The sequence below is a fragment of the Curtobacterium sp. SP.BCo genome (genome assembly GCF_051903265.1).
In the GTDB taxonomy this organism is placed as follows: domain Bacteria; phylum Actinomycetota; class Actinomycetes; order Actinomycetales; family Microbacteriaceae; genus Curtobacterium.
On record NZ_CP194337.1, the window covers coordinates 102,423 to 123,572 of the forward strand.

A 21,150-nucleotide genomic window follows, 5' to 3' on the forward strand; every position below is an offset into this window, starting at 1 on the left:
GAGCGTGGTCGCGAGGGACGCCGGAGCGTGTGGCGGGCCGATGACGGCGGGTCAACCTTGCAGACGCTGCAACTTTACACCATGAGCACCTTTGCTGCCAACGCAAACTTTCCCATTGCTCACGTTTGGTGAACGACCGCTCAGCTACCGTGGACCGACATGGGGCGGACGACGTGGACCGAGGTACCGGCGACCGTGCGCGCGCAGGTCGAGGACACCCTCGGCGGCCGGATCGTGCGGGCCGACTCGCAGGCGAGCGGGTTCTCGCCGGGTGGCGCCGACCGCGTCGTGACCGCGGACGGTCGACGTGCCTTCGTGAAGACGCTCGCCCGGTCGCGCAACGCCGACGGCTTCCGACTGCACGAACAGGAGGCGCGGGTGATGGCGCACCTGCCGTCGAGCGTGCAGGCACCTCGGCTGCTCGCCACCCCGCGCGAGACCGTCGACGGCGACGACTGGATCGCGCTGGTCCTCGAGGACGTCGACGGCCGGCACCCCGGAGGCACCCCCGATGGGTCGGACGTCGCCGCGGTGCTCGACGCGCTCCACACGCTGCCCCTCGCCACCGGTGACCTCGCGACGCTGCCGCGGCTGGCCGACGAGCTCGCGGAGGAGTTCGGTGCGTGGGACCGGATGCTCGCCGACGGCCTGCCCGAGGTGGTCCCGCGACACGTGGCCGCCAGCGCTCCGGCGTTCGCACGAGCAGCCGGGTCGGCCACCGCGTCCGTCGACGGCGGGCACCTCGCCCACGTCGACTGTCGTGCCGACAACCTGCTCGTCGACGCCGCGGGGCACGTGTGGGTGGTCGACTGGCCCTGGGCGTCCGTCGGCGCGCACTGGTTCGACCCGCTGACGTACCTGCTCGACGTGCTCGTCCGTGGCGAGGACACCGACGTCGAGCGGCACCTCGCCACCCACCCGGTGTTCGCCGGGCTGCCGTCGCCGACCGTGGACGCCGTGCTCGCCGGACTCGCCGGGACCTTCTTCGAGAAGGCCTCGCGGCCGGCCGTCCCGAACATGCCGACCCTCCGCGACTTCCAGCGTCGCGAAGGCCTGGCCGCCGCGGAGTGGCTGATCCGCCGGTGGGCGGTACCCCGGTGATCCAGGAAGCGCGACACCGCGGAGCGTACGGTCCCGCTCATGACTGACGAGCACGAAGCCCAGCGTCCGGAAGACGATGCTGCGCGGCTCGGACTCGTCGTCGTCGGCGAGGCAGCAGCGCTGCACTCGGGCGACGAGGCGGCCCTGGACGCGAGCGAACAGAACATCCGCGACACCGTCGACGAGATGATCGACGAACCCCTGACCGCACGACAGGAACAGGTGGTCGAACGACTCGCCTCGGCAGGCGGGACCCTCACCGCCGGCCTCAGTGGAGCGCTCGCGGCCCAGACCGGCCGCAGCGTCGACGACGTGCTCGAGGGCGCCGCGCGGAGCGTGGTCTGGCAGCAGCGGTGGGCCGACCAGCGGGAGGACGCCGGCGGGCAGCAGCGCGACCACCAGGACGACGACGGGCGCGACGAGGGCTGATCCCCGCCGCCCCCGTCGGGCGGACGCCTACTCGGCCGTGGCCGGTTCGGCCGCGTGCTCGCGGACGACGGCGCGGGCCGCAGCCTGGCCGGTCGTCGTGCTCTTCACGATGTCGCTGAGGGTGAACCCCGCGGTCGTGCCGAGCAGGGCGTCGACCTCGCTGAACTGGCTCACGACGCTCTTCGACAGCGCACCGGCACCGTCCGACGACACGACGGTGAGCTTGTCGATGTTGCCCATCGGCGCTGCGAGTTCGCGGGCGATGCTCGGCAGGGTCTCGATGGCCTTGACCCGCAGGACCGCCTCGGAGTGCTGGGCGAGGGCGTCCGCCTGGGCCTTCGTGGCGTCGGCCTCCGCCTGACCCTTGGCGCGGATCGCATCGGCCGCGGCCTCGCCCTCGGCGCGGGAGGCATCGGCGGCGAGCTTGCGTGCCTCGGCTTCGGCCTGGGCCTCGACGGCGATCGCCTCGGCCGAGATCCGACGGGCCTCGGCCTGGGCGCGGGCCGTCTCGACCTGGGCGGCAGCAGCAGCCTCGGCCTCGACCCGGGTCTTGCGCGCCTGCGCCTCGGCGACGGCGGACACCTCGGACTCGAGCTCGGCACGACGGAGTTCGGCGCGCTTCTGCGCGGTGAGCTGTTCCTGCTCGACGACGCCCTGCGCCGCCCGGGCCTGGGCGAGCGGTCCGGCTGCCGCGGCCTCTGCCGAGGCACGATCGGCGTCCAGCTGCAGCGCGGCACGACGGATGGCGAGGGTGTTCTCCGCCTCGGCGATCGCCTGGTCGGCGGTGGCACGGGCTTCGCGCGCTTCGCGGTCGGCCTGGGCCTCGGCGTTCTCGGCCTCGAGCCGGACGCGGGCGCGTTCGGCACGACCGAGGTCGCTGATGTACTCGTTGCGGTCCGAGATGCCCTTGATCTCGAACGAGTCGACGTCGAGACCCTGGCTGTGCAGCGCGTCCTTCGCGACGTCGAGCACCGCGACCGTGAGCTGGTCGCGGTTGCGGATGATCGTCGACACGTCGGTCGCACCGATCGACGCGCGGAGCGAGCCCGACAGGACCTCGCGCGCGAAGTCGTCGATCTTCTTCTCCTGCCCGAGGAAGCGCTGCGCCGCCGCCCGGATGGAGGCGTCGGCCTCGCCCACCTTGACGAGCGCGACCGCTTCGACGTCGATCGTCACGCCGCGGGAGTCCTGCGCGTTGACGTTGATGTCGATCGCCCGCGAGCTGAGCGAGAGCTTCGCGACCTTCTCGAAGAACGGCCGGACGAGCACCCCGGCGCCGAGGACGACCTTGATGCCGGACTCGACGGTCTCGGTGCCGTCGGAGTTCTTCACCTTGCGGGACCGCTTGCCCGTGATGATGAGCGCTTCGTCCGCCCCGGCGTTGCGGTAGACGAGCTTGGCGTAGACCAGCGCGACGACCGCGAGGACGATGACCCCCACGACGATCAGCGGGACGGCTCCGAGCGCGAACAGGACTTCCATGGCTCCCCCTCCGGACCAGGCCGCAACCTGGATTCCGCATCTGTTGTTCCGTTGCCTTCCATCCTAGGAGCGGACGGCAGCCGGCGTCAGCCCCACGGACCGGGGTGTGGAGAACGGACCGGAGGCGCGGCGCGGGTCGGACCCGCACCGCGCCTCCAGGACGGTGTTGCGTCGTCGTCTACGCGCCCGCACGCCACCAGTCGTCGAAGGGCGTCGCCGGGACCTGGCGCTTGTGCTCCGTCGCGCGGTAGCGCGACTCGATCGCCTCGGCGACCTCGATCGGCACGTCGTGCCCCTGCAGGTACGCGTCGATCTCGGCGTAGCTGAGGCCGAGGTTCGCCTCGTCGGTCTGCCCGGGGGTCTCGTCGAGCAGGTCCGCCGTCGGGGCCTTCTCGTAGAGGCGGGCGGGGGCACCGAGGTGCTCGAGGAGCTGACGTCCCTGGCTCTTCGACAGGCCGGTGAGGGGGGTGAGGTCGACGCCGCCGTCGCCGTACTTCGTGAAGAAGCCGGTCACGGCCTCGGCCGCGTGGTCGGTCCCGACGACGAGCAGGCCGCGCTGCCCGGCCACGGCGTACTGGGCGACCATCCGCATCCGGGCCTTGACGTTGCCCTTCACGAAGTCGCTCAGGTCGACGCCGGAGGCCGCCGTGTCCTGGACGACCCCGTCGACGCCGTGCTCGATGTTCACGGTGATGCCCGGGTCCGCCGCGATGAACTGCAGGGCGAGCTGCGCGTCGTCCTCGTCGGCCTGGACCCGGTACGGCATGCGGACGGTCGTGAACTCGGCAGGGTGCCCCTCGGCGCGGAGGGACTCGACGGCGAGCTGCGTCAGGCGGCCCGCGAGCGTGGAGTCCTGCCCGCCGCTGATCGCGAGGAGGTAGCCCTTGGCGCCCGTGGTGCGCAGGTAGTCGCGGAGGAACCCGACGCGACGGGCGACCTCCTGCTCGGGGTCGATGGTCGGCTGGACGTTGAGGTCCGCGGCGATGGCGGCTTGGAGTTCACGCACCACCCCAGTATCCCGCTGCGACGGCCCGGTGCACAGGGGTCAGCGCACGGGTTCTGCGCCGACCGGGCGGATGGTGTTGTCGTGGTCGGCGCCGATGGCACACGTGCAGACGACCGAGATCGTCCCCTGCTCCTTCGTCAGCACGAACCGCTCGACGTGCGGCGGACCGACGTGACGGTCGAGCGGGTGGGTGTCGTGGTCGTGCACGGTGGTCCTCGCTTCGCTGGCGGGTCGGACGGGGACGGACGGAGCCGGAGCGGTGGCGCCCCGGACCTCCGCCCGGTGCGGTGGTGGCCCGAACCACCACCGCACCGGCGGACCCGCGACGACCCGGAGGCGCCGCGGGTCCTGCAGACGGGCGCCGGTACCCAGCCGACGCCCGTCCGGGTCAGGCGCGACGCAGGCGTCGCGCCACGAGGGTGCTGCCGCCGGCCGCGAGGAGCAGCCCGGCGAGGAGCAGCAGCGGCAGGACCTCGGCACCGGTGAAGGCGAGCGAACCCGTCCCCGCTCCGGAGCCGCTGCCCGCACCGCCCGCACCGGCGTTGCCGTTGCCGTTGCCACCGGTCCCGCCGCCGGCACCGGGGGTGCCGGGCGTTCCGGGGGTCCCCGGGTCGGTCGGGTCGACCGGCGCCGCCGCGACCGCGAAGGTCACCGCGGCGGGGTCGCTGACGAGCGTGCCGATCGTCTCCACCCCGACGGCCTCGTGGTCGCCGACCGGGACGCCCGGGAACGTGACGGTCCAGGTGCCGTCCTCGTCCGCGACCGTCGACTGCACGCCGTCGTCGTCGCCGTCGAGCGTGACGTCGACGTCGGCGCCCGGCTCCGCGGTGCCGGTCACCGGGACGTCGGTCGTGTCGTCGTCGGTCCCGACCGCGTAGTCGGTGCCGTCCTCCGGCGAGGTGATCGTGATGCCGGCGTACGGATCCGCCTGCACCGTCGCGGTCGCCAGGTCGACGGTCGCCAGGTCGGTCGCCGGCAGGAGCTGCACGCGGACGGCCCGGACCGTGGTGGCTCCGGTGGCGTCGGCGGTCGGCTCGGTGAACGCCGGGGCGGTCTGCGAGTTGATCGTGATCGAGACGAGCTGGTTGACGATGTCGAGCAGCGGGTCCAGCGCCGTGACGGTGGCGGTCACGGTGGTGAGCAGGGTCTGCACGGTGTCGGCGACGAAGTCCCCACCGAGCACGTCGCCGACGATGCCGGTGAGCGCCGGCACGATCGTCGAGCCGAGCAGTGGCTGCAGCGCCGTGTCCAACGCGCCGAGCACCGGTGCGAGGATCCCGGTGCCCTCGACGGTGAGCGTCGCGCCGTCACCGGTGCCGAGCAGGTCGCCGACGGTGGTGTCGACCGTGAGCGTGAGCCCCGCCGCGTTCGCGCCGAGGAGGTCGACGCCGGTGTCGACGACGAGCTGCACGTCGGCGACGTCGAGCGCGTTCGTCAACGCCGTCGTGAGGAGCGTCGGCAGCTGCTCGGTGAGGATGTCCGAGATCGCGCCGGTGATCTGCGCGTTGACCGTGTCGCTCGCGAGCAGCTTCGTGTTCGCGGGCAGGTCGTTCAGCGTGTACAGCTGTGCGAGGTCGACGGTCACGACGCCGGTGGACAGGTCGATCGCGACCGGCCCGTCGGTGAGCGGCTGCTCCGTCACGGTGGCGAGGGCACCCTGCAGGTCGACGTCGGCGGTGAGCTCCGCCGTGGTGCCGTCGAGCGCGAGCACCCCGAGGCCGAGCGTGTTGAGCGCCGAGGTCACCGGTCCGGTCAGCGACGCGGTGAGGTCCGTGGTGAGACCGTCACCGCCGAGTGCGCCGTTGACCCGGTCGTCGGTCGCGCCGAGCGTGGTGTCGAGCGACGTCACGAGCTGCTGCACGGCCGGGCTGACCAGCCGCACCTGGGCACCGGCCACCTGGTAGTCGGTGGTGACGTCGGCGCCGTCGAAGGTCCGGGTGGCCTCGGCCCGGGCGGACAGCGCGCCGAGCCCGACCGAGAGCTGGCTCACCACGTCGTCGACGTCAAGGTCGGCGAGGAGCGGCGTGAGGTTCACGGTCGCCCCGGCGCCGGGGGTGCCCGGTCCGACCTGGATCGCGCCGTCGGCACCGACCGCCCCCGCAGCGGCGACCGCCGAGCCGGTGTCGGTCGCGGCGACCTGGCCGGCGACGCCGACGTTCACCAGACCGTTCTGCCCGAGCAGCTGGATGCCGCCGGGGACGTTGATCCCGATGCTGCCGAGCACCGAGAGGTCGAGCGGGTCCGACTGTCCGGCGGCGGTGCCGCCCGGAGCCGTGGCCCCGAACGACCCGGCGAGCGCCGCGACGTCGTCGAGGTCGACGGTGCCGCTGCCGGCGATGAGCCGACCCTCGGCCTGCGTCGCGTCGGACGCGGCGGCGTGGGCGGGGAGCGCGGCTCCGCCGATGATGACCGCCGCGACGGTGGCCGTGGCGCCCGCGCGGAGCGCGAAGCGTGTTGCAGTGCGTGGCATGGTGCCTCTTCCTCCGGCGGAGGGGTGCTCCGCCGCTGATCCATCCCCCGGCGGTGAGACGAGGGATCCGACGGGCTCGCTGGTTGGGCGGGCCCGGAGTCACGTGTGCGCGTCGTGCTGCGCGCGGGCGCGGCTATCCGGGTCGATCACCCCCGGTGCGACGGGGCCGGGCACCGGCAGCGACGGACGGGCGCATCGAGCGTGCGCGCATCGTTCGTCCTCGTGCCATGTCCTGATCCCCTCGGATTGGGCCCGGCAGCGTCGCCGGGCTGAGGATGGGCGGCTGGTGAGACCGCGTTCCTGAGCAATCTACAAGCCAGGGACCCCGGACTGGCGATACCCCCGTTCGGGGTGCGCGCGGCGAATCAGTTCGAGTGTTGACAGTTAGAGATCAAACAGTTAGCGTTCTGATCATGACGCAGCAGGCACCCCGGTTCGACTCGCCCCTCCAGCAGATGCGCTGGATCGGGTGGGCGCAGCGCAAGGCAGCCGAGGAGTGGGTCCGCGAACGCGGCCTCACCCAGGAGCAGAGCTTCGTGCTCGGGTACCTGCAGCACACCCCCGGGGCCATTCAGCGCGACATCGCCGAGATCACCCGGACCAGTGCAGCCAGCGTCTCGAGCCTCCTGCAGGGACTCGAGCGTCGCGGGCTCGTCGAACGACGCGCGGACGCCGAGAACGCCCGGACGAAGCGCGTCCACGCCACCGAGGCCGGCATCGCCCTGATCGCCGGGTTCGAGGACGCCATGATCGCCCTCGACGACGTCCTGCTCGCCCCGCTCGATCCCGACGAGCGAGCCACCCTGCAGGCACTCCTGCAGAAGGTGACCGCCGAACTGCCCGAGCCCACCCGCTAGCGCACCCCGCGCCTCCCGGCCGCCCGCCGGAGGCCCCACCCACGCGACGGCACACGCCGACCGCGCGCACCGCCCTGCCCGGAACCGGGCAGCGGAGCCCTGCCCTGGAGGAGGCAGCCATGACCACCACACCCAGCACCACGTCCCCGACCGGGGACACCGCCGCCGCGAAGAACCGCTGGTACCTGTCCGCCGCCCCGATCGCCCGCGCCCTCGTGCACCTCTGCGTGCCGATGGCCGCCGCGATGGTCGTCAGCGCCCTGTACAACGTCATCAACGCCGGGTTCATCGGCTCGCAGCACGACACCTCGCTGCTCGCCGCGATCACCTTCGGCACCCCGCTCCTCGGCCTGATCATGGCGGTCGGCGGCGTCTTCGGCGTCGGCGGCAGCGCACTCATGTCCCGCATGCTCGGCGCCTCGGAGCACGACCCCGCCACGGCGCAGGACATCAAGCACGTCGCGTCGTTCGCCCTCTGGGGAGCCGTCGTCACCGGAGCCGTCCTCGCCGTGGTCGGCCTCGTGTTCCTGCAGCCGCTCGTCGCCGTGCTCGGTGCGGACGCCGCCGCGGTGCCCGCCACCAGTGCGTACGTCGCCGTGATGCTCGCGTTCGTGCCGGTGCTCGCCGCGTCGTTCGCCCTCGAGCAGATCGTCCGCTCCGAGGGCGCCGCCCGCCAGGCCATGATCGGCCTCGTCCTGTCGACCGTCGGCAACCTGGTGTTCGACGTGCTCTTCATCCTCGTGCTGCACTGGGGCGTCGCCGGCGCTGCGCTCGCCGTCGGCCTCGGGAACGTCGTCGCGATCGGCTACTGGATCCACTGGCTGCAGCGGAACAGCGAGAACGTCAGCTTCGCGCCGAAGTGGTTCACGCTCCGGGCCGACATCCTCAAGGGCGTGTTCGGCATCGGGTCGAGCGAACTCCTGCAGGCCTCGTTCCTCATCGTCACGACCCTCGTGCTGAACAACCTCGCTGCCGCGTACGGCGACGACCCCCTCGCCGCGATGGGCGTGGCGGTCCGCATCGCCCAGGTCCCGGAGTTCCTCGTGATGGGCGTCACGATCGGCGTCCTGCCGCTGCTCGCCTACGCCTTCGGCAAGGGCGACGCCGCCCGGCTGCGTGCCGCACTGCGCGGTGCCGCGTGCACCGTCGGGACCATCGTCCTGGTGTTCTCCGGCACGGTGTTCGTCTTCCGCGAGCAGGTCTTCACGATCTTCTCCGGCGACCACTCGGTGCTCGCGATCGGCCTGACCATCCTCACCGCGCAGCTCGTCGCGACGATCGTCAACGGGTTCACCGGACTGCTCACCTCGCTGTTCCAGGCGACCGGCATGGTGCTGCCCGCGATGGTGCTCTCGATGGCACAGGGGGTGCTGTTCATCCCGATCGTGGTGGTCGGCAACCTGTGGTTCGGGCTCGCCGGGATCATCTGGGCACTCACCGTCACGGAGGTGCTCGTGTTCGTCGCGGCCCTGGCGCTCTGGGCGGTGTCCCGGGGGCGGATCGCCCGAGGCCTCGCCGATGGCTCGCCGGAGCGGGCGGACGCGACCCTGGAGGAAGCGGCCGCCTGACGGTCAGGACGCGCGCACGAGCGGACGGGAGGCGCGGTGTCGGCTGGCTCCGCGCCTCCCGTCCGTCACACGGTCGCGAAGCGGGCCGCTACGACAGGACGAGCTCGAGCAGGGAGCCGGCCACGGGCGTCACCGGCGTACGGGTCGAACTGACGAACAGCTCGACGATCGGAGCGAACGGGACGGTGGTGACGGCGGTCATGCGACCAGCCCTTCGTCGAGGTGTCGCGCACCTCGGATACGACCGGGCCGTCCCGCTGCGCCAGACCCCGCCACGTGCGGGGAGCATCAAGACCACGGGACCCTGAGTGACCCGGTCCGCTCAGGCTACGGCGTGTAGAGGGGATCGGGGACGATCCTCCGGTTCCCGCACTCCCCCGCGACCTCGCACGTGCGGGACGGCCCCGGACCCGGATGCTGGCGCCCCGGTACGGTGGGCGGGCACACCCGTACCCCGAGGAGCCCCATGCCCCTGTTCGGCAGTCCAGCCAGCCCCACCAGCCGCCCCGAGCCGCCATCGGACCTGGCGCGCAAGTGGTCCGACTCGTTCGGCGGCATCGCCACCCGGTGCCTGCAGGTCATCATCGTGCTGGTCATCGCGATCGGCGTCGTCTACGCCGCTGCGACCCTCAGCGTCGTCACGATCCCGGTGCTGCTGGCGCTCATCATCGCCTCGGCCATGCACCCGGTGGTCTCGTGGCTCCGACGGCACAAGGTGCCCTCGGTGCTGGCGACCCTCGCGGTCCTCATCGGGGTGCTCGTCGTGCTCGGTCTGGTCGGCTGGCTCATCGTCGTCGCGGTGATCTCGCAGTGGCCCGACCTGCAGAAGTCCGCCGTGCGCGGGTTCGAGCAGCTGCAGGACTTCGCGTCGACGCTGCCGATCTCGATTTCCGACTCGCAGATCGACGACGTCGTGAAGAGCGTCGAGGAGTTCCTGACGAGCTCGCAGTTCGGCTCCGGAGCACTCGCGGGCGCCTCGGCGACGGCGAACTTCCTCACCGGCCTCGTGCTGATGATCGTCGTCCTGTTCTTCTTCCTCAAGGACGGCCCGAAGATCTGGGAGTTCCTGCTCCGCCCGTTCTCCGGCGAGCGCTACGCACGCGCCCGTCGGGTCGGTGACCGCGTCGTGCAGACGCTCGGCGGCTACGTCCGCGGCACCGCCACCGTCGCCGCGGTCGACGCGATCGGCATCGGCGTCGGCATCGCGATCGTCGGCGTCCCGCTCGCACTGCCCCTCGCGGTCGTCGTGTTCATCACGGCGTTCATCCCGATCGTCGGTGCGACCGCCGCCGGCATCCTCGCCGCGCTGGTGGCACTCGTCGCGCTCGGCCCGGTCCAGGCGCTGGTGGTCGTCGGCATCGTCGTGCTCGTGAACCAGCTCGAGGGCAACCTGCTGCAGCCGGTCCTGATGGGCAAGACGCTCAAGCTGCACGGGCTCGTCATCCTGATCGGCCTCACCGCCGGCACCGTGCTCGCGGGGATCACGGGCGCGATCATCTCGGTGCCGCTGCTCGCCGCCGCGTGGGGCGCGATCCAGGTCTGGGACGGGCCGGACCAGCCGGCGCGTGCGTGGCGGCAGAAGCGGCCGGAGACCGCCGAGGCGCGCTGACGCGACCGCAGACGGACGGGAGGCGCGGTGCCAGCTGGCACCGCGCCTCCCGTCCGTCTGCGGGCCCGGCCGCGGCGGGACTGCCCGTTGCCTGCGCGCTGGAGCGACGACGTCGACGTCGTACGACAACGCCGATGTCGTACGACAGCGGAGATGTCGCTCGACCGCGGACGCAACCGTTGCACGCGCCCCGGAGCGACAGCGTCGACGTCGTACGACAGCGGAGATGTCGCACCACGCCCACGCCACACGACGAAGGGGACCTCCGCACGATGCGGAGACCCCCTTCGTGTGGACAGCGGTCAGTCGGTCCCGGAGTCGAACGCGGCACCCTCGGACGCGGCGTCCGTCGCGCGGCCGAGCGCGTCGTCGGCGTCCGAGGTCACGACGGCGCCACCGAGGATCTCCTCGGACTCGCCCGCTTCGAGCCGACCGACCAGGTCACCGGTCGCCCCGCCGATGAGCCCGGCGGCGGCGTACTGCTCGAGCCGCGCACGGGAGTCCGCGATGTCGAGGTTCCGCATCGTGAGCTGGCCGATCCGGTCGTCCGGGCCGAACGCCGCGTCGCCGACCCGCTCCATCGAGAGCTTGTCCGGGTGGTACGAGAGCGCCGGACCCGTGGTGTCGAGGATCGTGTAGTCGTCACCACGGCGCAGCCGCAGCGTGACCTCACCCGTGACGGCGGAGGCGACCCAGCGCTGCAGGGACTCGCGGAGCATGAGGGACTGCGGGTCCAGCCAGCGGCCCTCGTACATCAGGCGACCGAGGCGGCGGCCCTCGTTGTGGTACGACGCGACGGTGTCCTCGTTGTGGATCGCGTTGAGCAGGCGCTCGTAGGCGATGTGCAGCAACGCCATGCCCGGCGCCTCGTAGATGCCGCGGCTCTTCGCCTCGATGATGCGGTTCTCGATCTGGTCGGACGCACCGAGACCGTGGCGGCCACCGATCGCGTTCGCCTCGTAGACGAGCGCGACCGCGTCGGCGTACTCGACGCCGTTGATCGCGACCGGACGGCCGGCCTCGAAGCGGACGGTGACGACCTCGGTCGCGACCTCCACGTCGTCACGCCAGGCGGCGACACCCATGATCGGCTCGACGATGTCCAGGCCGCTCGAGAGCTCTTCGAGGCTCTTCGCCTCGTGCGTGGCACCCCAGATGTTCGCGTCCGTGGAGTACGCCTTCTCGGTGGAGTCGCGGTACGGGAAGCCACGGGCGACGAGCCACTCGCTCATCTCCTTGCGGCCGCCGAGCTCCTCGACGAACTCCGAGTCGAGCCACGGCTTGTAGACGCGCAGCCGCGGGTTCGCCATCAGGCCGTAGCGGTAGAACCGCTCGATGTCGTTGCCCTTGTAGGTGGAGCCGTCGCCCCAGATGTCGACGCCGTCCTCCTTCATCGCGCGGACGAGCATCGTGCCCGTCACCGCACGACCGAGGGGCGTCGTGTTGAAGTACGTCTTGCCGCCGGAGCGGATGTGGAAGGCGCCGGTCTGCAGGGCGACGAGGCCCTCCTCCACGAGGGCGCTCTTCGCGTCGACCAGGCGGGCGATCTCCGCGCCGTACTCGTGGGCGCGACTCGGGACGGCGTCGATGTCCGGCTCGTCGTACTGGCCGATGTCGGCCGTGTACGTGCAGGGCACCGCTCCCTTCTCGCGCATCCAGGCAACGGCGCAGGAGGTGTCGAGACCCCCCGAGAACGCGATGCCGACTCGTTCGCCGACGGGGAGACTGCTCAGGACCTTGGACACACAGTCAATCGTACGGGGCGCGCGGCCTCGACAACCGTCCAGGCCGACTGTTGCGGAACCGGCCGCTCGGCTTGCCCATCGTTGAAGGACGCAGTTGGGCACGGACCCGTCAGCGACGACGCGCCGCTTCGAGCGCTCGGGTCATGTATTTGAGCGCGAGCTCACGCGTTTCGTCATCGACGACGAGAGTCCTAGAGAAGTTTCCAGCCCGCCCACCCGTCGCGACTGTAAACGACTGTTCATCGTCGGCATCGATCCTCATCGAGTTGGGGAAGAAAAGCCGGACGCCGATCCGCGCGTACCCGTCGACGCGCAGGAACGCACGTGTTCCGTACTTGAACGCAATGTACTGCTGGCGTGGCGCGAGGACCGCACCCCGGCTCTCCAGCTCCTGACACACCCATTGGTACCACGACGCATGAACTGCTGCGATGTCGTGCTGGTACTCGTTCGCAGACCCCTGAATGCTGCCGTCGAGCTCGTCGTCGAGAGACTGCTGAGCCGAAGCGGATGCAGTCGTTTGGGAATACTTCATCGCTGCCAGGACCTGATCGCGAGCGAGGTTACCCGGAAGTACGGCGTCCATGTACTCGGACAGACCCCGCACGTCGACGAAGTCCTCTAGATCCGCGTCGAAGTCCCCGAGGTTCTCGTTGTCTGGATTGGCAGCGAGCGCGAAGTGCAGTTGCTTGAATTGTGCGGGCCAGCGCAGCTGCATGCCGATCACCGCGAGCAGGATCGACTTATCAGTGGCCTTCTCCGCCGAGTCACCGAGTATGTGCTGCGCCACGAGCATCGAGTTCACCAGCCGCTTCACCTGCCGAGGGTTCGTTCTGAGGGCGAGATGAACCACGCTCTCGAGCGTGTCCGATTCCGTTCCACTCAGTCCGAGGAGACGCTTCCACTCGGGCACGACCTGGCCGATGACCGATGAACTTCGGTCCACTTCAGGAATCCAGAAGGGGATCTGAATGATCTTCTCGATGAAGAGGGCGGCGTCGACAGATGGGTACTGTTCGCGGATTGCCTCGACGAGAACGTCATAGTCCAGGGCGAGCACGAAGACGAAGCCCTGGACATCGGTAAGGACATGGATGGCTTCGAGGACGTTGACGATCTTGTCCGGCGGGCAACGGTCCAAGTCGTCGACGAGCACGACGATACGCTTCTCCTCTTTAGTGAGGTCATCGCCGATCTCCTTCAATCCCGACAGCGGGACCTCCGCGCGTCGACGTTCTATTGGCTCCTTCCACGCTTGGGTCGCACCGGCGACGGCGTTACCGATCGCTGCGCCGGAGATGGACCCGATCGGTGTCGGGAACGTCAACTCCGCCGTGGCTGCCCGCAGCCCACGACCAATCGACTTCCAGAACGGGCTACCCTGCACAGGCACCGCATCATTGATCTCGTGCATTAACGGGATGAGAACGTCCGGGTTGCGCGCATACCGCCAGGCATCGAATGTCACGACCGGCATCTCGTCAGACTTTAGGGCCTTCCTCAGAGCGCTCAGAATCGACGACTTACCGACTCCCCAAGCACCATAGATCCCGACCGTGTACCTAGCGGGCGAACCGTTTTCCACAACGGAGGCAAGGGCATCGACATACTTGTCGTAACCCAACCCAAGCTCATCTGTGGGTTGATCAACGACAATCTCGAGCTTGGAAGGGTCTGAGTTTCGACTTTGACGAGAGGACATCAGGCCCACAATGACAGGACTCTCAGCCGCCGTCAACGAAAAGCTCCCCGGACGAACTCAATTCCTCGCTGCAGTCGCACGATCACGACGGAGTCCAGCCGACACATCGACCCGACGGTGTCCGCAGCGCCGACCCCACGGTGTCCGCAGCGCCCCGGTCCCCCGAGGTGCCCCTGGAGGGACTCGAACCCCCAACCGTTTCCTTAGGACGGAACTGCTCTTCCATTGAGCTACAGAGGCTGGCCCGACCACTCTACCGGCGGAACGGCTCCAGGAAGGTCCGGAGCTCGTCGACGAACAGCGCCGGCTGCTCGAACGGGGCGAAGTGCCCACCGCGGTCGAGTTCGTGGTGGTACACGAGGTTCGTGGTCCGCTCGAGCCACTCCGCCGGCGCCCGGACGAGGTCACCAGGGAAGATCGAGAACCCGGACGGCACCTCGACCCGACGAGCCATCTGGTCCGCCGGGATCGCCGCGTTCGCGTGGTACATCCGCATCGCGGAGCCGATCGTCGCGGTGGCCCAGTACTCGGTGAGCAGCGCCAGCACCTCGTCCCGCGTGTACACGGACCAGAGGTCCCCGTCGCAGTCGCTCCACGACCGGAGCTTCTCGACGATCCACGCCGCGAGCCCGGCCGGGGAGTCGTTCAGCCCGACCGCTGCGGTCTGTGGCTTCGTGCGGTGCAGCATCGCGTAGGCCCCCTCGGCCGTGCGCCACCGATCGGTCGCGGCGACGAACTCCTGCTCGGCGGCGGTCAACGTGGTCGCGTCCAGCCCGGGCCAGGCGAGTCCGCCGTCGATGCGGTGCACGGCGACGACCCGGTCGGGGTGGTCGAGCGCGAGGTACCGGGCGACGTGCGTGCCGATGTCGCCGCCGGACACCGCGAACCGCTCGTACCCGAGGTCGGTCATGAGCGTCGCCCACATGCCCGCGACCTGGCGGGCGTCGAGCACCCGGGGTGGCGCGGCCGAGAAGCCGTAGCCGGGCATGTCCGGGACGACGACGTCGAAGCCGGCGTCGACGAGCATCGGGAGCACCTTGCGGTACCGCCACCCGGAGTCCGGCCAGCCGTGCGCGAGCAGGACCGGCAGTGCACCGTCGGTCGCAGCGCGGGCGTGCAGCACGTGGATGCCGATGCCGTCCACGACGACCCGGCGCGAGGGCAGCGCGGCGAGCTGTGCCCGGTGCGCGTCGAAGTCGAAGCCGTCCGCCCAGTACTCGACGAGCGGTCGGAGCTCCTCGACGTCGACGCCGAGCGACCACCCGGTGCCGGCGGGGACGTCGGGCCACCGGGTTGCACGCAGCCGTGCCCGGAGGTTCGCGATGGTGTCGTCGTCGATCCACGGGGTCTCGCTCACACGACGCACGCTACGCCCGCGCGTTCCTTCCCATCACGCGCGCAATCGGAAGCGCTTCCGCGCAAGGATGACCAGAAGATCCGGCACCCCATGCGCGAATCGGCACACCATGCGCGAATCGGCACACCATGCGCGAATCGGCACACCATGCGCGAATCGGCACACCATGCGCGGATCGGCACGCGGGGCGACCAGGCGACGGACGGGAGGCACAGGGCGGTCCCGCCCCGCGCCTCCCGTCCGGCCGTGGTCGGGTCGTCGGCCGCTACGCGGCCACCAGGTACTCGTCCCACTCGGTCTGCGGGCGCTCGATCCCGCGCACGACCCACGAGGCACCGTGCGGCGCCTTCGGCCGGAACCGGAGCCGCCACCCCATCTCCTGCGGGGTGCGGTCGCCCTTCGTGTTGTTGCACGCCAGGCAGCAGGCGACGAGGTTCTCCCAGGAGTCCTCGCCCCCGCGCGACCGCGGCTGCACGTGGTCGATGGTCGTCGCGTGCCGGTCGCAGTACGCGCACCGGTTCGCGTCCCGGCGGAGCACACCACGCCGGGACACCGGAACGAGCCGCGAGTGCGGGATGCGGACGTACCGGGTGAGGATGATGACGGACGGACGGTCGTAGGTGGACGTCGAGCCCGTGACCGGGTGCTCGAGGTCTGCGGCGACGATGGCGGCCTTCTGGTTCATGACGAGCACGAGGGCCCGTCGGAACGAGATCACCGCGAGGGGCTCGTAACCGGCGTTGAGGACGAGAGTGCGCATGGGTTCCCTTCCGACGTGCCTGGACGGCTTCCAGGCGCTGCGGGTGCGTCGGACCGGGGTACCGCGCAGGTGACCGTCGCTCGCGCACACGTCCCCTGAACCACGAAGAGCACCACCCGGCTGGGCAGTGCTCTCGTCATGCAGGGGCGTGCTCGTGCACGCAGGCGGTGGTCGACCATATGTCGACGTGCGCGCGCCGACCCATGGTGCGGGTCGTGCGGAACGCTGACATGGGGTCTCCCTGCTCGGGGCCGTTCGGACCGGTGCAGCGTCAGGGTACGTCAGAAACCGGCCCGGCACGAGGGTGCACGGGCCGGTTCCGGCGATGTTCACGGGTTCGACGCCGCAGCGTCGGGCGTCCCGCTCGTCAGATGCCGAAGCGGACGATGTGGTAGTCGCTGGTCCAGATCGGACGGATCGACACGGAGCCACCGGGCTTCGGGGCGTCCATGATCATGCCGTTGCCCATGTAGAAGCCGTCGTGCGCCTCGTTGTTGAAGATGACGACGTCACCGGGCTGCGCCTCGGACTCGGGGATCGTGGTGCCGGCCTGGTCCTGCAGCGGCACCGAGTGCGCGAGGTTGATGCCGTACTGCGCGTACACGAACATCACGTAGCCCGAGCAGTCGAAGCCCGACGGGTCCGCGCCGCCGAAGACGTAGGGCGTGCCGATGTACTGCTTGGCGGTGGCGACCACGGCCGGCAGCGAGAACGGGGTGTTGGCGGCGGTGGCGGTCGCGACGTAGTCGGAGGCGCTCGGGCCGGAGTACGACGCGTACTGCGAGGCGGTCTGCGCGCGGGCGGCCTGCGTCGCGGCGGCCTGCTTCGCGGCGGCGGCAGCGGCCTTCTTCGCGGCTTCGGCGTCGAGCGTGGACTGTGCGGTGGCGCCGTAACCGTCACGGCTGGTGCCGGCGAGGGCGACGGCGTCGGACACCGAGAAGTTCTGGGCCTGGGTCGTGCGGACCTGGCGCTGTGCCTCGGCGGCGTCGGTGGCGGAGGACTGCTGCGTCGACGCGAAGGCCGGGGCGACCGCGACGGTGCCGAACATGCCCGCGGCGACGGTCAGCACGACCGGCGCGAGGAAGCGGCGCTTGCGGGCGGAGGAGCTGGCCTTCGCGGTCGCGGCGGTCCGGGCTGCCTGTGCGGCACGACGACCGCCGGGGAGCGGGGCGTCGCGGACCGGGGTGACGCGCCGGGTGGGCTCCGCTGCGCGCACGGCTCGACGGGTGAGGGGGGCGTCGGTGGCGTTCTCGGTGTTCGTCGGGTTCGCGGGCGTCTGGTCGTCCGCGGCGGAACCGGTCTGCGTCAAGGGATGTCTCCGGCGTCTCGTCACCACTGCCAGCGGGGGTGATCGCCGACCGTGCAACCCCATCCGTTCGTCATCGTTTCCGATCGAGACAGGAGACGGGTTCGAGACGTCCTGTCACGGGTCCTGGGCCTCGTGGGTGGCCGGCGGACTCGGACGAGTGTACGTGGGCACCGTTACCTTGTCGAGATGAAAACGCCGGTTTGTAACGGAACGGTAAAGAATCCCTGATCAGACCGGGAAAATCCGGTCATCCCCAATTCTGGGTCAGGCGCGCTCGATGTAGACGTGCTGCGCGACCTCGGCGGGCAGCTCGATGCCCGAATCCTCGCCCTCGACACGGACCGCGACGTACGCCCCGGCGCGCTGCACACTGGCGAGCCGACCGGGCATGACGCCGGCGGACCGCAGCTGGTGGAGGAGCTCCGGCTCGAACTGGACCGGCTCGCCCAGACGACGGATGACCCCGGTCGCGACGGCGTCGGTGCCCTCGGTCGCGGCGACGATGTTCTGCACGCCGTCCAGGAAGCCCGGGGCCGCCGGTCCGCCGATCTCGGCGAGGCCGGGGATGGGGTTGCCGTACGGCGACTCGGTCGGGTTGCCGAGCATCTCGAGCAAGCGGACCTCCACCTGCTCGCTCATCACGTGCTCCCAGCGGCAGGCCTCGTCGTGGACGAACGCCCAGTCGAGCCCGATGACGTCGGAGAGCAGGCGCTCGGCCAGCCGGTGCTTCCGCATGACGTGCGTGGCGCGCGAGCGGCCCTCGGTCGTGAGCTCCAGGTGCCGGTCGCCCGAGACGACGACGAGCCCGTCGCGCTCCATGCGGGCGATCGTCTGCGAGACCGTGGGACCCGAGTGTCCGAGGCGCTCCGAGATGCGAGCGCGCAGCGGCACGATCGCCTCCTCCTCCAAGTCGAGGATGGTGCGCAGGTACATCTCCGTGGTGTCGACGAGATCGGTCACGGTCCGCCTCTCATGTCTGGGCCCAGCGCGCCCCACCCTACTTGTTCGCGGTGACAGGGAACGACCAACACTTGCACGGCGCAAGGAACACCGGCCCGTCCGGTCGGTGCACGGTCACGAGCGCTGGGATACCGCTCGGTAGGATCGGTGCATGGCAGACATCGTCATCCCCGCCGAACTCCTCCCCACCGACGGCCGCTTCGGCTGTGGACCGTCCAAGATCCGTGGCGCACAGCTCGAGTCCCTCGTGACCCGCGGGGCGACGATCCTCGGGACCTCCCACCGCCAGAAGCCCGTCAAGGACCTGGTCGGCAGCGTCCGGCAGGGCCTCGCCGACCTGTTCGACGTGCCGGAGGGCTACGAGGTCGTCCTCGGCAACGGCGGGTCGACGGCGTTCTGGGACGCAGCGGCGTTCGGGCTGATCGAGCGCCGGGCCGAGAACCTGTCCTTCGGCGAGTTCGGCTCGAAGTTCGCCAAGGCCGCCGGCGCTCCCTGGCTCGAGGCCCCGCACGTCGTCGAGGCACCCGGCGGATCGCTCGCCGCGCTCGAGCAGGTCGAGGGCGTCGACGTCTACGCGTACCCGCACAACGAGACCTCGACGGGCGTCATGGCCCCGGTCGTCCGCGCCGCCGGCGACCCCGGCGCCCTGACCGTCGTGGACGCCACGAGCGCGGCCGGCGGCGCCGCGTTCGACGTCAGCGCGACGGACGTCTACTACTTCGCGCCGCAGAAGAACTTCGCCTCGGACGGCGGCCTCTGGCTCGCGCTGTTCTCCCCCGCTGCGATCGAGCGCGTCGAGCGGATCGCCGCCAGCGGCCGGTACATCCCGGAGTTCCTGTCGCTCAAGAACGCCGTCGACAACTCGCGGCTCGACCAGACCCTGAACACCCCGGCCCTCGCCACGCTGATCCTGCTCGACGACCAGGTCCGCTGGATCAACGAGTCCGGCGGCATCGGCTGGGCGGACACCCGCACGAAGACCTCCTCGTCGACGCTCTACGACTGGGCGGAGTCGGTCGACTACGCGACGCCGTTCGTGACCGACCCGGCCGCCCGCTCGCAGGTCGTCGCCACGATCGACCTCGACGACACCATCGACGCGAAGGCCGTCGCCGCGACCCTGCGCCAGAACGGCATCGTCGACACGGAGCCGTACCGGAAGCTCGGTCGCAACCAGCTGCGCATCGCGACGTTCACGGCGATCGACCCGGACGACGTCGCGAAGCTCGTGCAGGCCATCGACTTCACGGTGGACGCCCTGCGCTGACGCGCGAGCAGCCGACGGACAGGAGGCGCGGTGCCAGCTGGCACCGCGCCTCCTGGCCGTGACGGGTCGGGTCTACGACCGGTGGTGCTCCGGGTCGACCTCGCCGGGGTCGAGCCGGTCGGTGTCGAGGTCCTCGTCGGGGTCGACCGGGCGCACGCGGCGCGAGCGGCGGCGCGCACCGCGGGACCGGACCGGCTCCTCGTCCTCGTCCTCGTCCTCGTCTGCCTCGTCGTCGTCCGCGGCGGTCTCGTCGAGCTCGTCGACGTCGACCCCCTCGATGTCGTCGTCGTCCGACTCGTCGAGGTCGTCCTCGTCGGCGTCGAAGTCGTCCTCGTCGTCGGACTCGTCGTCGTCGGACTCGTCGTCGTCGGTGTCGTCGTAGTCGGCGTCCTCGTCGGCGTCCTCGGCGTCCTCGTCGTCGTCCGACTCGTCGCCCTCGTGCTCGTCGGAGGCGTCGTCCTGCCCGGCGCGGTACTCGGCGAGCCGCTCGGACCACGGCACCCAGTCCGGCGCGACGAGCGAACCATCACCCGGCATGAGCTCGACCTCGAGCACGGTCGGCTCGTCCCCCTCGACCTGCGCGATCGAGACGGTCCAGCGCCACCCCGGGTAGCCCGGCATGCGGTTGGCGAAGAGGACGGAGACGACCCCGTCGCCCTCGTCCACGGTGCCCGCGGGCCCGCCGACGGTCGACTCGGGGGTCACCTCGAGCAGGGCCGTGCGCGCGAGCGCGGTGAGGTCCTCGGAAGGGGCCGGGGCAACGGGGAAGGTCTCGGTCATCACGCGTCCAACTGGTCAGCGACGTGCCGCAGGATCGCGGCGATACGGGTGCCGTTCTTCGGGTACCGGCCGTGCCGGAAGTCGCCGCTGATCCGGTCGAGCTCCTTCACGAGGTCCTCGACGATCACGGCCATGTCGTCCGCGGAACGGCGGGACATCTTCGCGAGGGACGGCTGCGGGTCGAGGAGCCGGACGGACAGCGCCTGCGACCCCTTCTTCCCCTGGACGACGCCGTACTCGAGCCGCGATCCGGCCTTCACCGACGTGACGCCGTCGGGCAGCGAGGACGCGTGCAGGAAGACGGGTTCGCCGTCGTCGCCGGTGATGAACCCGAACCCCTTCTGGTCGTCGTAGAACTTGACCTTGCCGGTGGGCATTCGTCGGTCTCCTCGTGATCGTGGAACGGCCGTGGTGCGTCGGATATCCTGGGTCGATGGCCAACCCGACCCGATCGACCGGGAACTCGCAGGAGACTGCAGAACCCCCGGTGACGTTCAATCGTACCGAACGCGCCCTCGCGTTCATGGTCGGCGGGATCTTCATCGCCGCGTTCCTCTGCATGGCCGCGATGATCGTGATGTGGCTGACCGTCCCGAGCGCGCAGGGATCGATGCCCTGGCCCGTGATCATGGCGATCCCGCTCATCGGCTTCCCGATCGGCATGGTGTTGGTGTTCACCCTGCTGGGCATCACCTGGACGCGCAGGGCGCGAGCGAACCGGACGGCGCGCTGAGGCCCGCGCCGGACG

At 70.6% G+C, this 21,150-nt stretch carries 19 protein-coding genes and 1 tRNA gene; 7 read left to right on the forward strand and 13 right to left on the reverse strand.

All coding sequences use genetic code 11. The annotated features are described in order from the left end of the window. The first annotated feature begins 159 nt into the window (after window positions 1-159). Both ACRQ4B_RS00490 and ACRQ4B_RS00495 read left to right on the forward strand, forming a co-directional pair. On the forward strand, window positions 160-1,101 hold the full coding sequence (locus ACRQ4B_RS00490) for a phosphotransferase (RefSeq protein ID WP_439692778.1): 942 nt from the start codon (window positions 160-162) through the stop codon (window positions 1,099-1,101). Window positions 1,102-1,140: 39 nt separating this feature from the next. Then, window positions 1,141-1,530: a hypothetical protein gene (locus tag ACRQ4B_RS00495; protein ID WP_439692779.1), complete on the forward strand. Its 390-nt coding sequence runs from the start codon at window positions 1,141-1,143 to the stop codon at window positions 1,528-1,530. Between the two features lie 27 nt (window positions 1,531-1,557). On the opposite strand, the gene ACRQ4B_RS00500 is transcribed toward ACRQ4B_RS00495, so the two are convergent. The 4 genes from ACRQ4B_RS00500 to ACRQ4B_RS00515 form a co-directional block, all read right to left on the reverse strand. Beyond that, window positions 1,558-3,012 (reverse strand): SPFH domain-containing protein, encoded by a 1,455-nt coding sequence (locus tag ACRQ4B_RS00500; RefSeq protein ID WP_439692780.1) that lies wholly within the window; start codon window positions 3,010-3,012, stop codon window positions 1,558-1,560. Window positions 3,013-3,190: 178 nt separating this feature from the next. After that, the gene (gene nadE / locus ACRQ4B_RS00505; protein WP_439692781.1) at window positions 3,191-4,018 is read right to left on the reverse strand and encodes an ammonia-dependent NAD(+) synthetase; all 828 of its coding nucleotides are present in this window, start codon (window positions 4,016-4,018) and stop codon (window positions 3,191-3,193) included. 39 nt (window positions 4,019-4,057) lie between these two features. Further along, the gene (locus tag ACRQ4B_RS00510; protein ID WP_439692782.1) at window positions 4,058-4,225 is read right to left on the reverse strand and encodes a hypothetical protein; all 168 of its coding nucleotides are present in this window, start codon (window positions 4,223-4,225) and stop codon (window positions 4,058-4,060) included. 181 nt (window positions 4,226-4,406) lie between these two features. Continuing rightward, window positions 4,407-6,488 carry a choice-of-anchor G family protein gene (locus ACRQ4B_RS00515; protein WP_439692783.1) on the reverse strand — a complete coding sequence of 694 codons (2,082 nt, stop codon included), beginning with the start codon at window positions 6,486-6,488 and terminating at the stop codon, window positions 4,407-4,409. A gap of 413 nt (window positions 6,489-6,901) precedes the next feature. Here ACRQ4B_RS00515 and ACRQ4B_RS00520 point away from each other — a divergent pair, with 413 nt between their 5' ends. The 3 genes from ACRQ4B_RS00520 to ACRQ4B_RS00530 all read left to right on the forward strand — a co-directional run bounded on the left by ACRQ4B_RS00520 (window position 6,902) and on the right by ACRQ4B_RS00530 (window position 10,522). After that, window positions 6,902-7,345, forward strand: a complete 444-nt coding sequence (locus tag ACRQ4B_RS00520; RefSeq protein ID WP_439692784.1) for a MarR family winged helix-turn-helix transcriptional regulator — start codon at window positions 6,902-6,904, stop codon at window positions 7,343-7,345. 119 nt (window positions 7,346-7,464) lie between these two features. Beyond that, window positions 7,465-8,913 (forward strand): MATE family efflux transporter, encoded by a 1,449-nt coding sequence (locus tag ACRQ4B_RS00525; protein WP_439692785.1) that lies wholly within the window; start codon window positions 7,465-7,467, stop codon window positions 8,911-8,913. A gap of 466 nt (window positions 8,914-9,379) precedes the next feature. Next, entirely contained in the window at window positions 9,380-10,522 is a 1,143-nt protein-coding gene (locus ACRQ4B_RS00530) for an AI-2E family transporter (RefSeq protein WP_439692786.1), read from the forward strand. Between the two features lie 302 nt (window positions 10,523-10,824). Here the strand turns inward: ACRQ4B_RS00530 and argG are convergent, their stop codons facing one another. The 7 genes from argG to ACRQ4B_RS00565 form a co-directional block, all read right to left on the reverse strand. Further along, complete coding sequence (argG, locus tag ACRQ4B_RS00535; protein ID WP_439692787.1) at window positions 10,825-12,267, reverse strand: argininosuccinate synthase; 1,443 nt, start codon at window positions 12,265-12,267, stop codon at window positions 10,825-10,827. Between the two features lie 109 nt (window positions 12,268-12,376). After that, entirely contained in the window at window positions 12,377-13,891 is a 1,515-nt protein-coding gene (locus tag ACRQ4B_RS00540) for a KAP family P-loop NTPase fold protein (protein ID WP_439692788.1), read from the reverse strand. 246 nt (window positions 13,892-14,137) lie between these two features. Next, window positions 14,138-14,209 (reverse strand) — tRNA-Arg (locus ACRQ4B_RS00545). A 13-nt stretch (window positions 14,210-14,222) separates the two neighbouring features. Beyond that, a complete protein-coding gene (locus tag ACRQ4B_RS00550; RefSeq protein WP_439692789.1) occupies window positions 14,223-15,326 on the reverse strand; it encodes an epoxide hydrolase family protein in 1,104 nt (367 codons plus the stop codon). A 265-nt stretch (window positions 15,327-15,591) separates the two neighbouring features. Then, window positions 15,592-16,086, reverse strand: coding sequence for an HNH endonuclease (locus ACRQ4B_RS00555; RefSeq protein ID WP_439692790.1), 495 nt, complete (start codon window positions 16,084-16,086; stop codon window positions 15,592-15,594). A 367-nt stretch (window positions 16,087-16,453) separates the two neighbouring features. Beyond that, complete coding sequence (locus ACRQ4B_RS00560) at window positions 16,454-17,395, reverse strand: C40 family peptidase (protein WP_439692791.1); 942 nt, start codon at window positions 17,393-17,395, stop codon at window positions 16,454-16,456. Window positions 17,396-17,659: 264 nt separating this feature from the next. Then, window positions 17,660-18,355, reverse strand: a complete 696-nt coding sequence (locus ACRQ4B_RS00565) for a metal-dependent transcriptional regulator (protein WP_439692792.1) — start codon at window positions 18,353-18,355, stop codon at window positions 17,660-17,662. A 151-nt stretch (window positions 18,356-18,506) separates the two neighbouring features. Between ACRQ4B_RS00565 and serC the strand changes: the two genes are divergently transcribed. Then, entirely contained in the window at window positions 18,507-19,622 is a 1,116-nt protein-coding gene (serC, locus tag ACRQ4B_RS00570; RefSeq protein ID WP_439692793.1) for a phosphoserine transaminase, read from the forward strand. Between the two features lie 72 nt (window positions 19,623-19,694). On the opposite strand, the gene ACRQ4B_RS00575 is transcribed toward serC, so the two are convergent. Continuing rightward, on the reverse strand, window positions 19,695-20,402 hold the full coding sequence (locus ACRQ4B_RS00575; RefSeq protein WP_439692794.1) for a DUF3027 domain-containing protein: 708 nt from the start codon (window positions 20,400-20,402) through the stop codon (window positions 19,695-19,697). Next, on the reverse strand, window positions 20,402-20,779 hold the full coding sequence (locus ACRQ4B_RS00580) for a cold-shock protein (RefSeq protein WP_022906598.1): 378 nt from the start codon (window positions 20,777-20,779) through the stop codon (window positions 20,402-20,404). Before ACRQ4B_RS00580 ends, ACRQ4B_RS00575 begins: the two co-directional genes overlap by 1 nt. A gap of 110 nt (window positions 20,780-20,889) precedes the next feature. Here ACRQ4B_RS00580 and ACRQ4B_RS00585 point away from each other — a divergent pair, with 110 nt between their 5' ends. Continuing rightward, a complete protein-coding gene (locus ACRQ4B_RS00585; protein ID WP_439692795.1) occupies window positions 20,890-21,135 on the forward strand; it encodes a hypothetical protein in 246 nt (81 codons plus the stop codon). The last annotated feature ends 15 nt before the right edge of the window (window positions 21,136-21,150 follow it).

Excerpts from the sequence above, each read along its gene's own strand:
- ACRQ4B_RS00490 (WP_439692778.1), top strand. The coding sequence starts at position 160 with ATGGGGCGGACGACGTGGACCGAGGTACCGGCGACCGTGCGCGCGCAG.
- ACRQ4B_RS00495 (WP_439692779.1), top strand. The coding sequence starts at position 1,141 with ATGACTGACGAGCACGAAGCCCAGCGTCCGGAAGACGATGCTGCGCGG.
- ACRQ4B_RS00500 (WP_439692780.1), bottom strand. The coding sequence starts at position 3,012 with ATGGAAGTCCTGTTCGCGCTCGGAGCCGTCCCGCTGATCGTCGTGGGG.
- ACRQ4B_RS00515 (WP_439692783.1), bottom strand. The coding sequence starts at position 6,488 with ATGCCACGCACTGCAACACGCTTCGCGCTCCGCGCGGGCGCCACGGCC.
- ACRQ4B_RS00520 (WP_439692784.1), top strand. The coding sequence starts at position 6,902 with ATGACGCAGCAGGCACCCCGGTTCGACTCGCCCCTCCAGCAGATGCGC.
- ACRQ4B_RS00525 (WP_439692785.1), top strand. The coding sequence starts at position 7,465 with ATGACCACCACACCCAGCACCACGTCCCCGACCGGGGACACCGCCGCC.
- ACRQ4B_RS00530 (WP_439692786.1), top strand. The coding sequence starts at position 9,380 with ATGCCCCTGTTCGGCAGTCCAGCCAGCCCCACCAGCCGCCCCGAGCCG.
- ACRQ4B_RS00555 (WP_439692790.1), bottom strand. The coding sequence starts at position 16,086 with ATGCGCACTCTCGTCCTCAACGCCGGTTACGAGCCCCTCGCGGTGATC.
- serC (WP_439692793.1), top strand. The coding sequence starts at position 18,507 with ATGGCAGACATCGTCATCCCCGCCGAACTCCTCCCCACCGACGGCCGC.
- ACRQ4B_RS00575 (WP_439692794.1), bottom strand. The coding sequence starts at position 20,402 with ATGACCGAGACCTTCCCCGTTGCCCCGGCCCCTTCCGAGGACCTCACC.
- ACRQ4B_RS00580 (WP_022906598.1), bottom strand. The coding sequence starts at position 20,779 with ATGCCCACCGGCAAGGTCAAGTTCTACGACGACCAGAAGGGGTTCGGG.